The sequence below is a fragment of the Streptomyces sp. Tue6028 genome, from assembly GCF_002300165.1.
Classification (GTDB): domain Bacteria; phylum Actinomycetota; class Actinomycetes; order Streptomycetales; family Streptomycetaceae; genus Streptomyces; species Streptomyces siamensis.
This window is the reverse complement of sequence record NZ_MLCE01000019.1, coordinates 58092-72487: the sequence shown is the minus strand read 5'-3', so window position 1 is coordinate 72487 and position 14396 is coordinate 58092. Positions and strand designations below refer to the sequence as shown.

The following is a 14396-nucleotide window of genomic DNA, read 5'->3' as shown; positions in this document are numbered from 1 at the left end:
GGGCGGCCTCGCGCCGGCCGGTCCGGGGCCGCCCCGGGGGCACGGTCCGCCCGGACGGCCGGGCCGTCCGGTGAGGCGCGTGACCGCCTGGGTCCTCGGCGGCGCCCTGCTGCTGGGGCTCACCGGGTGCGGCCCCCTGGACAAGCCCCCGAAGCCGTCGCTCTCGGCGCCCGGTCTCTTCTACGTGCGCCCCAACGGCGACAAGTCCGGCCCCGAGGACAAGGAGCCGTACCACGTGACGGTCGGGAACGACACGGGAGCGGGCGCCCGCCGGCTGACCGTGGACGTCCTGCCCGGCTCCGAGCACGCGGTCCGGCTGCGCCGGCACGGGCACTGCTCGGGCGACACCCTCCACGTCACCTGTGACGTGGACTCCTCCTACAACAACTGGGTGAACGGCGAACGCGTCCTGCCGGTCGCCGCCGAGGGCAGCAGGCCCGGCGACACCGGGACCGTCCGGGTCACCTACACGACGAAGGACGGGAAGGAACTCTCCGCCCGCACCCGGGTCGTGGTCGGGGAGCCCGTGGTCGAGGTGCGCACCGCCGCGCCGCTGGAGGACGTCCGCCCGGGTGCCGAGATCACCGCGCCGGTCGTCGTGCACAACGCCGGCGAGGTGCCGGTCGTCGGCCTCGGGCTCGAACTCGGCTCCGGGACACAGGAGTTCACGCGGCAGTACTCCAACTGCCGCTATCCACAGACCCATCACGGGCACACCGCGGTCTGCCGGTTCCCCCGGCTGCGCATCGCCCCCGGCGGGACCGTCGTCCTGCGCCCGGCGCTGCGCATGCGGGCCTCGGCCGCGTCCATGTACGGCTACTTCACCCAGGAGGCCTGGGCGCTGGACATGGGACCGGGCCAGTACGGCAGCTATCCCAAGGGCGGCGATGCGGGTGACGGGCCGGCTCTGCGCGCCGAGGTCACCCGGGGCGGGCACGGCAGGTTCGCCCAGCGGATCGTGAGCACCGAGGTCCGCCTCGACACCCGCGCCGACTACGAACTCTCCGACGTCACTGTGCACGGCGACCCGGGGGACGAGCGCGGGGTGCGCCTCACCGTCCACAACGAAGGGCCCGGCGATCCCGGCCGGTCCGCCCGGCTGGTGTTCGAACCCCCGCCCGGCTCCGGTGTGGTGAAGCAGCCCATGGAGGAGGTCGACGACGGCTACTTCGAGCCCTACTGCGACGAGAAGGACTTCACGTACGTCTGTGACGTCGGCGAGCTCGCGCCGGGGAAGAGCCGCACCTTCGACTTCACCCTGCACCTCGGGGAGCCCGGGACGGGCAGGATCGCGCTGCGGAGCATCGAGGGGCCGGACGTCGGCCGGCCGGACCGCCGGGACCCGGACCCCACCGACGACTCGGCCCTGGTCACCGTCGCACCGTGACCGCCGTGCCCGGTCCCGCCGGGCGCGGCGGGCCGCTCAGTCGCGTCCCAGCACCACCGTGCCCGAGGAGCAGAACCAGCCGCCGGTGCCGGAGGCGACGGCCAGTCGCGGCAGCGTGCCGTCGCGGCGGCGCACCTGCCGCCCGTCCGCCTCTCCCCGGAGCTGTCGCACCGCCTCCACCAGCAGGAACAGGCCGCGCATGCCGGGATGCTGGGCCGACAGGCCGCCCCCGTCCGTGTTCACCGGCAGGTCGCCGGACAGGGTCAGCCGGCCCTTCTCGACGAAGGCGCCGCCCTCCCCCTTCGCACAGAACCCGAGGTCCTCCAGCGTCACCAGCGTCATGTAGGTGAAGGCGTCGTAGATCTCGGCGAGATCGACCTCCTCGGGGCGGACACCAGCCCGTCCCAAGGCGTGCCGCCCGCTGATCGCCGCGGGCGAGACCGTGAAGTCCTCCCACTCCGACATGGTGGTGTGCGAGACGTGCTCCCCGGTGCCGAGGATCCAGACCGGCGCCGTGCGGCAGTCGCGTACGTACTCCTCGGCGGCCAGCAGGACCGCGGCGCCCCCGTCGGAGCGCAGGCAGCAGTGCAGCTTGGTGAACGGGTCCGCGATCAGCGGTCCGTCCAGCACCTCGTCGACGGTGATCGGTTCCCGGAACATCGCCTCCGGGTTCGCCGCCGCGTTCGCCCGCGCCTGCACCGCCACCGATGCCAGCTGCTCGATCGTCGTGCCGTACGTGTGCATGTGCCGGCGGGCGGCCATCGCGTACTTGGCGATGAGTGTGTGGCCGTACGGGACCTCGAACTGGAGCGGGCCGCGGGACCCGAACGACAGGTTCCCGGTGCGCCGGCCCGCCTTGATGTCGGCGCGTGCCGTGGAGCCGTAGACGAGGAGGACGGCGTTGGCGTGACCGGCGGCGATCGCGTCGGCGGCGTGGGCGGCCATCACCTCCCAGGTGGAGCCGCCCACCGAGGTGGAGTCGACCCAGTCCGGGCGCAGTCCGAGGTATTCGGCCACCTCGGCCGGGGCGAGCGTGCCGAGGCCGGCGGAGGCGAAGCCGTCGACGACCTCGCGGTCCAGGCCCGCGTCGGCGAGGGCCCGTCGTGCGGCCTGGGCGTGCAGCGCGTACGGCGTCACGCCGTCCACGCGGCCGCAGTCCGAGAGGGACACGCCGACGACGGCGACTTTCCGGCTCCCTGGCGTCATGAATCTGACGGTACATCAGATCGAGCCGGGAAAGGGAGGCCGTCGCGGGCCTGGGCATTCGATCCCCTCCGCCCTAACATGACGGGCCGTCAGATGGGCCGTTCACGCAGGGCCCATCGGATACGCGTGTCCCGTGAGGCCACGTGGCCGCCGCAGGAGGAGCCCGCCGATGGACGCCAGCTTCACCGCCGAACAGGACGAGATCCGCCGTACGCTCAGGGAGTTGCTGCACAAACGCTGCGGCCCGGAGGAGCTGCGGGCCGCCGTGGGCACACCCGCCGGGTACGACTCGGCGCTCTGGGAGGCGTTCGGCCGGCAGCTGGGGCTGCCGGGACTCGCCCTCCCCGAGCGGTACGGCGGTGTCGGCTGCGCGGTGACCGAACTGGCCCTCGCCTGCGAGGAGTCGGGCCGGGTGCTGGCCCCCGGCCCGCTGCTCGCGACGGCGGTGCTCGCCGCGCCGCTCGTCCTCGCCCTCGGCACCGAGGCGCAGCGCACGGCGCTGCTGCCCCGCCTCGCCTCCGGTGAACTGACCGCCGCACTCGCCGTGCCGGGCACGGCCCTGGCGACGGCCCTCGGCCTGGTGGGCGACAACCGGGGCGACTGGTCCGGTGGGGGCCGGGCCGGCGGGGTGCAGGCGCGCCGGGCCGAGGGCGTGTGGCGCCTGTACGGGCAGGCGGCGCAGGTGCTCGACGGGCACAGCGCGGGGCTGCTCGTGGTGGCCGCTCACACGGGCGGGTTCGCCCGCTCGCGGACGCTGCTGTTCCTCGTCCGGGCGGGGGCCGAGGGGCTCGTCCGCGTGCGGCAGACCACGCTGGACGAGACCCGGCCGCAGGCCCGCGTGGAACTGCGGGACGTGGAGGCCGAGTTGCTGGGCGGAAACGACGCCGGAAGCGATGTCGGGAGCGAGCAGCGGGGCGCGGCCGACTCCGGGGTGCCCGGCGCGCTCGCCGCCGTCGGGAACACGGCCGCCGCCGTGCTGGCCGCCGAGGCCGTGGGCGCCGCGGACCGCGCCCTGGAACGGACCGTCGAGTACGTGCGGCAGCGGGAGCAGTTCGGGCGGGCCATCGGGTCGTTCCAGGCGGTCAAGCACCGGCTCGCGGACGTCTACGTGGCGGTGCAGGCGGCGCGCTCGGCGGCGTACTACGCGGCCTGGGCCGCGGCGAAGGGGGAGCGGGTGGGGCCCCTGGCCCTCGCGCAGGCGCTGGAAGCACTGCGCACGGCGGCGGCGGAGGGGATCCAGCTGCACGGCGGCATCGGGTTCACCTGGGAGCACGACGCCCACCTGTACTTCAAGCGGGCGTCCGGCGACGAGCTGCTCTTCGGGCCCGTGCACCGGCTGCGCGGGCACGCGGCGGACGCGGCACGGCTCTTCGACGGCGGGGAGGTGGCGGTGTGACCACCCAGGGACAGGGGCCGCGCCGGGTCCCCGGTGTCCGGCTGGTGCAGAAGGTGTCCTCGACCCGCGCCTTCGCCCGGGTCGCGCCGCACGTCGTGCCCGCCCTCGACCGCGCCGTGCACCGGCTGACCCGGGGCAAGGTGCTGCTCAGCGCGCAGATGCTGCCCGGGGTCGTGCTCACCGCGCGCGGCGCCCGGAGCGGGCTGGAGCGGCGTACTCCGCTGGCGTGCATGCCGGAGGGGCCCGGTCCCGACACCTGGCTCCTCATCGGGTCCAACTTCGGCCGCGCCGGCCACCCCGCCTGGACCGCCAACCTGCTCGCCCACCCCGACGCCGTGATCAGCTGGAAGGGTGAGGACATCCCCGTGGCCGCCCGTCTGCTGGCGGGGGAGGAGCGGGCCGCGGCCTGGAAGGCGGCGCTGACGTTCTGGCCGCCGTACGCCACCTACCAGGCGCGGGTCGACCGGGAGATCCGGCTGTTCCGGATCGAGCGCCGCCGCCCGCCCGCGCGCTGACCGCACCCACCGGCGGGGTCCCGCGTCACAGGGTGGCCAGGCGCTCCACCAGCAGGAACCCGCCGATGCCGAGCATCGCGGCGCCGGAGGTGCGGGCCACCGCGCGGGCCGCGGCGGGGCGGGCGCGCAGCACGGCGCGGGCCAGCAGGCCGACGGTGAGATAGACGGCGGCGCAGGCGGCCATGTGGACGGCACCGAGCAGGCCGGTCTGCGCGGCCACCGGAACCCCGCCCGGTCGCAGGAACTGCGGCAGCACGGAGAGGTAGAGCAGCAGGCCCTTGGGGTTGAGACCGCTGATGGCGGACCCGCGCAGAAACGTGCGCAGCGGCGGCGCCGCCGGGGCGTCCTGGGCCGCTCCCGGCGTCGCCGGCCTGCGCAGCACGCCCCAGCCCAGCCACAGCAGGTAGCCCGCCCCCGCCACCGTCAGCCCGGTGAGGAGCGCGGGCGACCCCGCGACCAGCACCGCGAGCCCGGCCGTGGCGAGCAGTGTGTGCACCGCGTACCCGGCGACGAGCCCGGAGACGGCGGGAAGCACCGAGCCCCGCAGCCCCGCCGAGATCGCGTACGCCCAGTCGGCGCCCGGCACGCACACCAGCAGCAGATCCACGGCCAGAAACGCCGTGACCAGTCCCCAATCCATAAGAGGGACATTAGGCGCGATCGCCCCAAAGGTGTTTTCGAAATTTGCTCATGATCGCGCTTTTGGGGGCAGAATCTTCCTCATGGACGCCGTGGACCAGAAAATTCTTGCCGAGCTCCAGCAGGACGGCCGGCTCACCGTCACCGAGCTGGCCGCCCGGGTGCGGCTGAGCGTCTCGCCCTGCCACCGGCGGCTGCGCGAGCTGGAGCGGTCCGGTGCCATCCGGGGCTATCGCGCGGTCGTGGACCCGGCCGCCGTCGGCCTGACCTTCGAGGCGCTGGTCTTCGTCTCGATGCGCCAGGAGGACCGGGACACCGTCGCCGACTTCGAGCGGGCGCTGGCGGACATCCCCCACGTCCTGGACGCGCAACGGCTCTTCGGGGAGCCGGACTACCTGCTGCGGGTCGCGACCGCCGACCTCGCGGCCTTCCAGCGGCTCTACGACGACCGGCTGGCGACGCTGCCGGGCGTGCAGCGGCTGACGTCGACGCTCGTGATGAAGCACGTCGTCACGGACCGCCCGCTGCCCTCGTAGCGGTGGGCGCCGGGGCCCGCACAGCGCAGCGGGCGGCAGCCCACACCGGTGGACTGCCGCCCGCATGACAGGAATTGAGCAGGGGATCTGAGCAAGAAAAGGGGAGGCGCTACTTCGTCGGCTTCTTCCCGGTCACGCCGAGGTGCACCAACAGCGCCAGGTTCGGCTTGAGTTCGGCCTGCTTGACGCCCCAGGACTGGAAGCCCTTCTGGTGCGAGGCCACCGCCGCGAGCATGGCGACGAGGGAGCCGGCCATCGCGGCCGGGTTCACGTCCTTGTCGACCTTGCCCTTGGACTGGAGCTCGGTGACGGTGTCCGTAAGGGAGTTGTTCACGGAGTTCAGGATCTTCATGCGGATCTTGTAGAACCGTTTGTCGCCCTCGGCGGCGCCCAGGTCGACGACCCGCAGGATCGCGTCGTTCTTGCGCCAGAACTCCAGGAAACCGTCCACGAGCTCCTGGGCGGTCTGCCAGCCGGCCTTGCCGACCCACGAACGTCCTTCGAGCAACTGGGTCAACGCCGCGCCCTCCGCGGCCATTTGCTCGGCGATCTCCAGGACGGCGCCTTCGACGTCCGGGAAGTACTGGTAGAAGGTCGCCGGCGACGTGCCCGCCTTCCGGGCGACATCAATGACTTTGACGTCCCGGTAGGGCGAGGAGCTGAGCATCTCGCTGAGGCAGTCGAGCAGCTTCTGCCGGGTCGCCTGCCCACGCCGTCCGGCCACGCGGCCGTCGACGGTACGCACTTGTCCTGTCATGCCGTCAGCTTACCGAGGGGTGATCGGAGCGCGATTCGGCCGAGTGCAAATGGGGTGCGGGGGCCCGCCACGGGAGTTCACGGGGGTGGGCGCGCCCGCTCTGCGGGATGCGGGGAGGGCCGTTAGCTTGGCCGCATGGCCGAATCAGCCGTTTTCTCCGAGGGCGTGCCCTGCTGGGTCGACGCGCAGCTCCCCGACGTGGACGCGGGCAAGCGCTTCTACGGCGAGCTCTTCGGCTGGACCTTCGCCGAGGGGTACGGCCCGTCCGGCTGGGCCCGTCTCCGCGGCGAGGCCGTCGCGGCCCTCGCGCCCAAGCGGGACGGCCGGATGCCCACCGTGTGGACGGTCTACTTCGCGGCGCCCGACGTCACCGCGCTCTCCCGCCGGGTCACGGAGGCGGGCGGACGGCTCATCACCGCCCCCGAGCCGGTCGACACCCTGGGGACGGCCGCCCTGGCGACCGATCCGGAGGGCGCCGTGTTCGGCCTGTGGCAGACCGGCACGCACCCCGGCTTCGGGCGGCGCCACGAGCCCGGCTCCTTCTGCTGGGCCGAGCTGTACGCCCGGGACACCACGACGGTCGACCGGTTCTACGGCTCCCTCTTCCACGACGCCCTCTTCGGCCCCGACGCCACCCCCGATTTCGGCCGGGCTCCGGTCTCCGACGTCTTCCCGGCCGAAATGCCACCCCACTTCCTCGTCCACTTCGGGGTCGAGGACTGCGGCGCGGCGCTGCGGACGGTGAGCCGGCTCGGCGGCCGTGTCCAGGCCGCGCCCTTCGAGACCTCGTACGGGCGGGTGGCGGTGGTCACGGACAACCAGGGGGCCTCCTTCGCCGTACTGGAGAGGTGAATCGGCCACCGGTCGCGGGCGGCGCGGCGGTCCACCACCGGAAAACCCTGACCCTTTGCCCTGATACATCATGAGACACCCCGATTCGCCCCCTGGTTCGCAACCTTTGGCTCGGCCAGGAAGAATCAGGGTGCGTGCCGCCATGGCGGTGCGGTGGTGAGACGCTGCACGGGGCCGCGTTCATACGTGGACGGCGCGGCCCGTACGGGGAGGTGGCAGGCAAGTGGTGGATCAGCTGACGCAGCACGATCCGCGGCGGATCGGGCCGTTCGAGGTGCTGGGGCGGCTCGGTGCCGGCGGCATGGGGCTGGTCTATCTCGCGCGCTCGGCGTCCGGCCGGCGCGTGGCGATCAAGACGGTCAGGACGGAACTCGCCGAGGACCAGCTGTTCCGGGTCCGCTTCTCGCGCGAGGTCGAGGCGGCCCGCGCCGTGTCCGGCTTCTACACGGCGGCGGTCGTGGACGCCGACGCGCGCGCCGCGGTGCCCTGGCTGGCCACGGCCTACGTGCCCGCGCCCTCCCTCGAAGAAATAGTGAACGAGTGCGGGCCGCTCCCGGCCCAGGCGGTGCGCTGGCTGGCGGCGGGCGTCGCGGAGGCCCTCCAGTCCATCCACGGCGCGGGTCTCGTCCACCGCGACCTCAAGCCCTCCAACGTCCTGGTCGTCGAGGACGGGCCGCGCGTGATCGACTTCGGCATCGCGTCCGGCGTCTCGAACACCCGCCTGACCATGACGAACGTCGCCGTCGGCACACCCGCCTACATGTCGCCCGAGCAGGCCAAGGACTCCCGCAGCGTCACCGGCGCGAGCGACGTCTTCTCGCTCGGCTCGATGCTCGTCTTCGCCGCCACCGGCCACGCCCCCTTCCATGGCGCGAACCCCGTCGAGACGGTCTTCATGCTGCTGCGCGAGGGCCCGGACCTGGAGGGGCTGCCCGACGAACTGCGCCCCCTCATCGAGTCCTGCATGCAGATGGAGGCCACGGCACGCCCGAACCCCGCCGACCTCCAGGCGCAGCTGGCCCCCCACCTCTTCGGCTCCGGCTCCGACGACAGCGGTACGGCGTCGGCCTGGCTGCCCGAGCGGGCGGTGGGCCTCATCGAGACGCGCCGAGGGGGCCGCCCGGCCCCCAAGCCCGCCACCGGCGGCGGACGCAGCGCAGGGGGCCGCTCCGCCGTGCCCGCGCCGCCCTCGCACGCCCCCGTGCCCGTCGGGGCGCCCGACACCGGCCCGGTGCGCCTCGCGGGCGCCCAGGTGCCCATCGGCCCCGGGCCGCGCGTCGCCGACGCCCGTGCCGCCGCCGTCAAGGCGCCGCCTCCGGAGGCGGGCCTGGCCGCGTCCTGGTCCCGGCCGCACGCCGGGGTGAACGGCGCCGACCCCGTGCCGGCCGTGGCGCCGGCCCCGCCCGCCGAGTCGGCCTCGGGCTGGCGGCCCTGGCGCTTCCGCATGTCCAACGACGTGTGGGGGACGCCCGCGGTCGCCGACGACCTGGTCTATGTGACCTCCTTCGAGGTCCACGCGCTGGACGTGGCCACCGGACGCCGCCGGTTCAAGACCCGGGACGTGGCCTGGTCCATGGCGGTCGCCGACGGCCGTATCCACGCCTCGGACGGGCCCACGCTGTTCGCGCTCGACGCCCGCGAGGGCGGCGACCTGTGGCGCCTGTCGACGGACGCCTGGGTGTACTCCCTCAAGGCGGACCGGGGCACCGTCGTCACCGGCACCCGCGGCGGCGGCGTACAGGCGTGGGAGGCCTCCAGTGGCCAGAAGCTGTGGGAGATCACCGGCGCCCAGACCGACTTCGAGTCCCCGGAGGCCGGACCGGCGCTCCACGACGGCACGGTCTACGTCTGGAAGGACGCGCGGCTGCGCGCCCTGGAGGCCCGCACCGGTGAGGAGCGCTGGTCCTACCCGATCGGTGACGCGGCCTCCTGCGGCGGCGTACCGGTCCGGATCACCCAGGCCCCCGACGGCTACGTCTACGTCTGCGCCGGCACTCGCGTGCTCGCCATCGACGTGGCCGGCGGACATGTCCGCTGGCACTTCGAGGCCCCGGCGGTCTTCCTCTGCCCGCCCACCTTCGCCCCCGGCCCCGCTGTCACCGGGGGCGGCGTCTACCTCGCCGACTACCTCGGCACGGTCTACGCTCTCGACGCCACCGACGGCCGCGACCGCTGGCGTATCGCCACCGAGTCCCGGGCCTCCGTCGAGCCGGTGCTCGTCGCCGCGGGCCACGTCCACGTCGGCAGTGGCAAGGGCCTGTACACCCTCGACGCCGTCACCGGTACGCCCAAGTGGCGGTTCCAGGCGGGCGGTGACCTGGTGGGTGCCCCGGCGGTGGCCGAGGGCCGGATCCACTTCGGCTCCACCGACCATCTGCTGTACACCCTGAAGGCCGACGACGGCCGGCTGCGCTGGAAGCTCGCCACGGGCGGCGAGATCACCGGCGCCCCGGTGGTCAGGGACGGGGTCGTCTACGCCTGCAGCAAGGACCGCTGCGTGTACGCCCTGGACGCGGAGAAGGGGACGGGCACGGCCCGCACGACGTAGCGCGCGCCGGGCCCGGCGGACGGTGACGGCCGTCGTGCCGGGCACGGAAGGGAGTCCGGACGGCGGCCGTCGCAGCAGACGCTACGCCCGGTCCGGGAACCCCGCCACGCGACGCCGAAACCCCCTAACGCAGCCGGAACCCGGGCCGTCGTCCGGTGAACAGCCCCGCCTGCCGTTCCGTCGGCAGATTGCCGAGCGAGACGAGCTGCGGGGCGTGCGCGAGGGCCTGGGCCCGTGCCGCCTCCTTGGCGAGCCACAGCGCCCGTACGGTCCCCTGCACGGCCTCGGGCGGATGCGAGGCGATGACGGCGGCGCACTCGACGGCCGCGTCCAGCGCGGCACCGGGCGGGGTGAGTTCGGACACCAGCCCCACCTCGTGGGCCCGCCGCGCCGAGATCCGCTCGGCGGTCCCCATCAGCGCCATCCGCGCCACTTCGCCGAACGGCATCCGCTGCGCCATGTGGACGGACTCGTAGGCGCTGACCATCCCGTACGTGGTGTGCGGGTCGAAGAAGGTCGCCGTCTCGTCCGCGACCACGAACTCCGCCTCGCCCAGCAGGTAGAAGGCGCCGCCGCAGGCCATGCCGTTGACGGCGGCGATCACCGGCTTCCACAGGTCGTTGGCCTTCGGACCGATGGTGAGGAGGGGGTCGTCCACCATGAACGGGGAGCCCGGCTGCGGCACCGCCGCGTCCCGGTCTATTCCGGTGCTGAAGGCCCGCTCCCCGGCGCCGGTGACGACGACGGCCCGCACACCGTCGTCGTAGCGGAAGTCCCGCCATGCGGCGGCGAGTTCGGCGGCGGTGCCGAGGTCGATGGCGTTGAGCCGGGCGGGCCGGTCGATGGTGACGACGGCGACACCGGTGTCCTTGTCGGCGCTGACGCGCAGTCCGCCGCCGCTCACGGCCGCTCCAGGACCCAGCGGGGCACGGACACCCCGTCGACCTCGGTGAAGACCGCCTGCACCCGTGCGCCGATCCGCAGCCGCTGCGCGGGGACGGAGTTCAGCGGGGCGTCGGGGGCGGTCACCAGATTGCCCACGAGACGGATCCGCGGGGCGTCCGCGAGCTCCACCACGATCGCGTTGTACGGCGCCTGTTCGGCGTAGGCGGGCAGCAGCGGGGGGTGCGGGACGACGTACGACCACACGCGCCCCCGGCCGCTCATCCTGCGCCATTCGCTCGCGAAGGAGTGGCAGTGCGGGCAGCAGGGGCGGGGCGGGAAGCGGAGTTCGCCGCAGTCGGCGCAGGCCTGGACACGCAGTTCGCCGTGTGCGGCGTACTGCCAGAAGGGGGCGCCGTCGTCGTCGGGCACGGGGGAGAGCAGGCTGTCGGACATCTCAGCTCCTCAGCAGAAGGGCGGAGGTCGGGACGCCTTCCCCCGCGGTGACCAGGCAGGTCGCGGCCCCGGGTACCTGTGCGGTGCTCGTGCCGCGCAGCTGCTTCACGCCTTCGTTGATGAGGTTGAAGCCGTGCACGTACGCCTCGCTGAGTCCGCCTCCGCCGGTGTTGACCGGCAGCCGCCCGCCGATCTCCAGTGCGCCGCCCTCCGTGAACGCGGCGCCCTCACCCCGCGCGCAGAATCCGTAGCCCTCCAGGGAGAGCGGTATGAGCGGGGTGAAGGCGTCGTAGATCTGCGCCACGTCGACGTCCTCGGGGGTGAAGTCGGCGTGTTTCCACAGGTGTCGGGCGGCCGTCCAGGCGGGCCCGGTGAGCGGGTCGTCGTTCCAGTAGTTGACCATCCCGTGGTGCTGGGCGGGCAGGCCCTGGGCGGCGGAGTGGACGTAGACGGGCCGGGTGCGGCAGTCGCGGGCGCGTTCGGCGGACACCAGGACGCAGGCCAGCGCGCCGTCGGTCTCCAGACAGTTGTCGAAGAGGCAGAGCGGTTCGCTGATCCACCGGGAGGTCATGTACATCTCGCGGGTGAGCGGGCGTTCGTACATGATCGCGGCGGGGTTCTGGTTGGCGCGGTTGCGGCAGGCGAGGGCGACGTTGAAGAGGTGGTCGCGGGTGGCGCCGTACTCGTGCATGTACCGGCGGGCGAGCATGCCGATCTCGTCGGCGGGGCGCAGAAGTCCGAAGGGGCGGGTCCACTGCGCCGGGGTGGGGAGCTGGACGGTGGTGTTCTTCCACGGGCGGGGTCCGGAGCCGCGTTTGCGCGACCGCCAGGCGACGCCGACGGTGGCCTGCCCGGCGGCGATGGCGGCGGCCAGGTGCGCGACCGTGGCGCAGGAACCGCCGCCCCCGTAGCCGACCTTGCTGAAGAACGTGAGGTCGCCGAGGCCGACCGCCTTGGCGACCTCCACCTCGTCCGTCTCCTCCATGGTGTAGGAGGCGAGCCCGTCGACCTCCGACGCCGCGATGCCGGCGTCGTCGAGGGCGGCGAGGATCGCCCGGCAGGCCAGGGCCTTCTCGGACTCCGGGAGGTGTTTGGCGAAGGGGGTCTGCCCGATCCCGACGACGGCTGTGGCGTCCTTGATCCCCGGCATGGGTGCACCTCCGCACAACGTCCCGGCTGCTGACAGGGCGTCAGGCTACAGCTAATCTGACGGACAGTCAGCTAGTGGTGTGCGGGCGGGAGGTACGCGATGCGCGGTGACCTTGAGTGGACGAGCGTCCCGGGGCTGGTGCGGTCGGCCACGGAGCGCTTCGCGGACCGCGAGGCGGTCGTCGACGGCCGCACCCGCGTCTCGTACGAGGAGCTGGGCGCCCGCGTCGAACGCGCGACGGCGGCCTGCATGGCGAACGGGGTGGAGCCCGGCGACCGGGTCGCTGTCTGGGCGCCCAACACCCTCGACTGGATCGTCTCCGCCCTCGGCGCCGTCGGCGCCGGTGCCGTCCTCGTCCCCCTCAACACCCGTTTCAAGGGCGCGGAAGCGGCGTACGTGCTGTCCCGGAGCCGCGCGAAACTGCTGTTCGTCACGGGCACCTTCCTGGGCACCTCGTACGTGGCGTCGCTGCGTCGGGCCGCCGGGGAGGGCGCCGGATCCGGTCCGCTGCCGGGGCTGCCGCACCTGGAGCAGGTGGTGGTCCTCGCGGACGACGCCCCCGCCGACTTCCGCACGTGGAAGGACTTCCTGGCCGAGGGCGAAGGCGTGGGCCGGGACGACGTACGGCGGCGCGAGGACGCCCTCTCCGGAGAGTCACCCTCCGACATCGTCTTCACCTCGGGCACGACCGGCCGCCCCAAGGGCGCGCTGATCACCCACGCGCAGACGCTGCGCGGCTACGCGATCTGGAGCGACCTCGCGGGCCTGCGCGAGGGCGACCGCTATCTGATCGTCAACCCGTTCTTCCACACCTTCGGCTACAAGGCCGGGATCATCGCCTGTCTGATGCGCGGCGCGACCATGGTCCCGCAGCCCGTGTTCGACGTGGACACCGTGCTGGCGAACATCGCCGCGGAGCGCATCTCCGTCCTCCCGGGCCCGCCCACCCTCCACCAGTCCCTGCTGGACCACCCGTCCCGGGACACCCACGACCTCTCGGCCCTGCGCCTGGTGGTGACGGGCGCGGCCGTCGTCCCGCTGCGCCTGGTGGAACGGCTGAAGTCCGAGCTGCGGATCGACACCGTGCTGACGGCCTACGGTCTCTCCGAGGCCAGCGGCATCGTCACCATGTGCCGCCGGGGCGACGCCGCGCCGGTGATCGCCGCCACGTCGGGCCGGGCCATCCCGGGCAGCGAGGTGCGGGTCGTGGACACCGCGGGAGACCCCGTCGGCCCGGGCACGCCCGGAGAGGTCCTGGTCCGCGGATTCAACGTCATGCAGGGCTACTTCGAGGACCCGGAGGCCACCTCCGTGGTCCTGGACCCGGACGGCTGGCTCCGCACCGGGGACGTCGGCGTCCTCGACGAGGCGGGCAACCTCCGCATCACCGACCGGATCAAGGACATGTTCATCGTCGGCGGCTTCAACGCCTACCCCGCGGAGATAGAGCAACTCCTCGGCCTGCACCCGGACGTGGCCGACGTCGCCGTGATCGGCGTCCCCGACGGCCGCCTCGGCGAGGTGGGCAAGGCCTACGTGGTCCGCCGTACGGACTCCACCCTGACCTCCGACGACCTCATCGCCTGGTCCCGCCGTGAGATGGCCAACTACAAGGTCCCGCGCGCAGTGGAGTTCGTGGCCCAGCTGCCGCGCAACGCGAGCGGGAAGGTGGTCAAGGGGGAACTGCGGGGCCGCTGACGGACGGGCGGGCCGGCGTCTCCCGGACATGCCTCGGCCGCGACGGCTCCCCCTCCGCGCCGCCGCGGCCGATCCCCGTTGCCAGGCAGTCGTCAGTCGCGGCGCAGCGCCGGCGGCACGGGAGCGTGGCTGTCCATCGTGGTCACGCCGTCCTTGGCCGGCGGGGCCGGGGCGTGGCTGTCCATCGTGGTCACGGCGTCCTCGCCGGGCACGGGCGCGTGGCTGTCGTCCGTGGTGGCGACGGGGTCCTTGGCCGGCGGAGCGGGCGCGTGGCTGTCCATCGTGGTGGCGTCCGTGAGGTCGTCGGTCTTCTTCTCGTCGCTCATGGCTGGGCCCTCCCGTGAAGTTGAAGGTGTGCTGTGGGGAACGCCCGT

General features: G+C 73.5%; 14 protein-coding genes. 7 read left to right on the top strand and 7 right to left on the bottom strand.

Annotated features, from left to right (window positions below; genetic code table 11):
- The first annotated feature begins 79 nt into the window (after nucleotides 1–79).
- Nucleotides 80–1387: a hypothetical protein gene (locus tag BKI49_RS16340; RefSeq protein WP_257004824.1), complete on the top strand. Its 1308-nt coding sequence runs from the start codon at nucleotides 80–82 to the stop codon at nucleotides 1385–1387.
- A 36-nt stretch (nucleotides 1388–1423) separates the two neighbouring features.
- On the opposite strand, the gene BKI49_RS16335 is transcribed toward BKI49_RS16340, so the two are convergent.
- Complete coding sequence (locus BKI49_RS16335; RefSeq protein WP_095935019.1) at nucleotides 1424–2593, bottom strand: thiolase C-terminal domain-containing protein; 1170 nt, start codon at nucleotides 2591–2593, stop codon at nucleotides 1424–1426.
- A 169-nt stretch (nucleotides 2594–2762) separates the two neighbouring features.
- Between BKI49_RS16335 and BKI49_RS16330 the strand changes: the two genes are divergently transcribed.
- Together BKI49_RS16330 and BKI49_RS16325 are read left to right on the top strand one after the other, a co-directional pair.
- Nucleotides 2763–3989: an acyl-CoA dehydrogenase family protein gene (locus BKI49_RS16330; RefSeq protein ID WP_095935018.1), complete on the top strand. Its 1227-nt coding sequence runs from the start codon at nucleotides 2763–2765 to the stop codon at nucleotides 3987–3989.
- Nucleotides 3986–4504, top strand: coding sequence for a nitroreductase family deazaflavin-dependent oxidoreductase (locus BKI49_RS16325; RefSeq protein WP_095935017.1), 519 nt, complete (start codon nucleotides 3986–3988; stop codon nucleotides 4502–4504). The genes BKI49_RS16330 and BKI49_RS16325 overlap by 4 nt, the downstream gene beginning before the upstream one ends.
- 25 nt (nucleotides 4505–4529) lie before the next feature.
- Here the strand turns inward: BKI49_RS16325 and BKI49_RS16320 are convergent, their stop codons facing one another.
- The gene (locus tag BKI49_RS16320) at nucleotides 4530–5144 is read right to left on the bottom strand and encodes a LysE family translocator (RefSeq protein ID WP_095935016.1); all 615 of its coding nucleotides are present in this window, start codon (nucleotides 5142–5144) and stop codon (nucleotides 4530–4532) included.
- 82 nt (nucleotides 5145–5226) lie between these two features.
- Between BKI49_RS16320 and BKI49_RS16315 the strand changes: the two genes are divergently transcribed.
- Nucleotides 5227–5679, top strand: a complete 453-nt coding sequence (locus tag BKI49_RS16315; protein ID WP_095935015.1) for an Lrp/AsnC family transcriptional regulator — start codon at nucleotides 5227–5229, stop codon at nucleotides 5677–5679.
- 109 nt (nucleotides 5680–5788) lie between these two features.
- Here BKI49_RS16315 and BKI49_RS16310 read toward each other — a convergent pair whose 3' ends face one another.
- Nucleotides 5789–6436 carry a TetR family transcriptional regulator gene (locus BKI49_RS16310; protein WP_037765222.1) on the bottom strand — a complete coding sequence of 216 codons (648 nt, stop codon included), beginning with the start codon at nucleotides 6434–6436 and terminating at the stop codon, nucleotides 5789–5791.
- A gap of 135 nt (nucleotides 6437–6571) precedes the next feature.
- Between BKI49_RS16310 and BKI49_RS16305 the strand changes: the two genes are divergently transcribed.
- Both BKI49_RS16305 and BKI49_RS16300 read left to right on the top strand, forming a co-directional pair.
- On the top strand, nucleotides 6572–7288 hold the full coding sequence (locus BKI49_RS16305; RefSeq protein WP_095935014.1) for an AfsK-binding protein KbpA: 717 nt from the start codon (nucleotides 6572–6574) through the stop codon (nucleotides 7286–7288).
- 223 nt (nucleotides 7289–7511) lie between these two features.
- Nucleotides 7512–9836 (top strand): outer membrane protein assembly factor BamB family protein, encoded by a 2325-nt coding sequence (locus BKI49_RS16300; RefSeq protein WP_095935013.1) that lies wholly within the window; start codon nucleotides 7512–7514, stop codon nucleotides 9834–9836.
- Between the two features lie 124 nt (nucleotides 9837–9960).
- Here the strand turns inward: BKI49_RS16300 and BKI49_RS16295 are convergent, their stop codons facing one another.
- Genes BKI49_RS16295 through BKI49_RS16285 form a run of 3 tightly spaced genes read right to left on the bottom strand, consistent with a single transcriptional unit; the run spans nucleotide 9961 to nucleotide 12324 of the window.
- Nucleotides 9961–10740: an enoyl-CoA hydratase/isomerase family protein gene (locus BKI49_RS16295; protein WP_257004823.1), complete on the bottom strand. Its 780-nt coding sequence runs from the start codon at nucleotides 10738–10740 to the stop codon at nucleotides 9961–9963.
- Nucleotides 10737–11162, bottom strand: a complete 426-nt coding sequence (locus BKI49_RS35850; RefSeq protein WP_257004845.1) for a Zn-ribbon domain-containing OB-fold protein — start codon at nucleotides 11160–11162, stop codon at nucleotides 10737–10739. Before BKI49_RS35850 ends, BKI49_RS16295 begins: the two co-directional genes overlap by 4 nt.
- Before the next feature lie 13 nt (nucleotides 11163–11175).
- Nucleotides 11176–12324, bottom strand: coding sequence for a lipid-transfer protein (locus BKI49_RS16285; protein ID WP_095935011.1), 1149 nt, complete (start codon nucleotides 12322–12324; stop codon nucleotides 11176–11178).
- A 99-nt stretch (nucleotides 12325–12423) separates the two neighbouring features.
- Between BKI49_RS16285 and BKI49_RS16280 the strand changes: the two genes are divergently transcribed.
- The gene (locus BKI49_RS16280; RefSeq protein ID WP_095935010.1) at nucleotides 12424–14022 is read left to right on the top strand and encodes a FadD3 family acyl-CoA ligase; all 1599 of its coding nucleotides are present in this window, start codon (nucleotides 12424–12426) and stop codon (nucleotides 14020–14022) included.
- A gap of 92 nt (nucleotides 14023–14114) precedes the next feature.
- On the opposite strand, the gene BKI49_RS16275 is transcribed toward BKI49_RS16280, so the two are convergent.
- A complete protein-coding gene (locus BKI49_RS16275; RefSeq protein ID WP_095935009.1) occupies nucleotides 14115–14348 on the bottom strand; it encodes a sigma-like protein in 234 nt (77 codons plus the stop codon).
- Between the last annotated feature and the right edge of the window lie 48 nt (nucleotides 14349–14396).

Bases quoted from the DNA above. Each gene is read 5' to 3' on its own strand.
- BKI49_RS16335 (WP_095935019.1), bottom strand. From the start codon at position 2,593: ATGACGCCAGGGAGCCGGAAAGTCGCCGTCGTCGGCGTGTCCCTCTCG.
- BKI49_RS16330 (WP_095935018.1), top strand. From the start codon at position 2,763: ATGGACGCCAGCTTCACCGCCGAACAGGACGAGATCCGCCGTACGCTC.
- BKI49_RS16320 (WP_095935016.1), bottom strand. From the start codon at position 5,144: ATGGATTGGGGACTGGTCACGGCGTTTCTGGCCGTGGATCTGCTGCTG.
- BKI49_RS16315 (WP_095935015.1), top strand. From the start codon at position 5,227: ATGGACGCCGTGGACCAGAAAATTCTTGCCGAGCTCCAGCAGGACGGC.
- BKI49_RS16310 (WP_037765222.1), bottom strand. From the start codon at position 6,436: ATGACAGGACAAGTGCGTACCGTCGACGGCCGCGTGGCCGGACGGCGT.
- BKI49_RS16305 (WP_095935014.1), top strand. From the start codon at position 6,572: ATGGCCGAATCAGCCGTTTTCTCCGAGGGCGTGCCCTGCTGGGTCGAC.
- BKI49_RS16285 (WP_095935011.1), bottom strand. From the start codon at position 12,324: ATGCCGGGGATCAAGGACGCCACAGCCGTCGTCGGGATCGGGCAGACC.
- BKI49_RS16280 (WP_095935010.1), top strand. From the start codon at position 12,424: ATGCGCGGTGACCTTGAGTGGACGAGCGTCCCGGGGCTGGTGCGGTCG.
- BKI49_RS16275 (WP_095935009.1), bottom strand. From the start codon at position 14,348: ATGAGCGACGAGAAGAAGACCGACGACCTCACGGACGCCACCACGATG.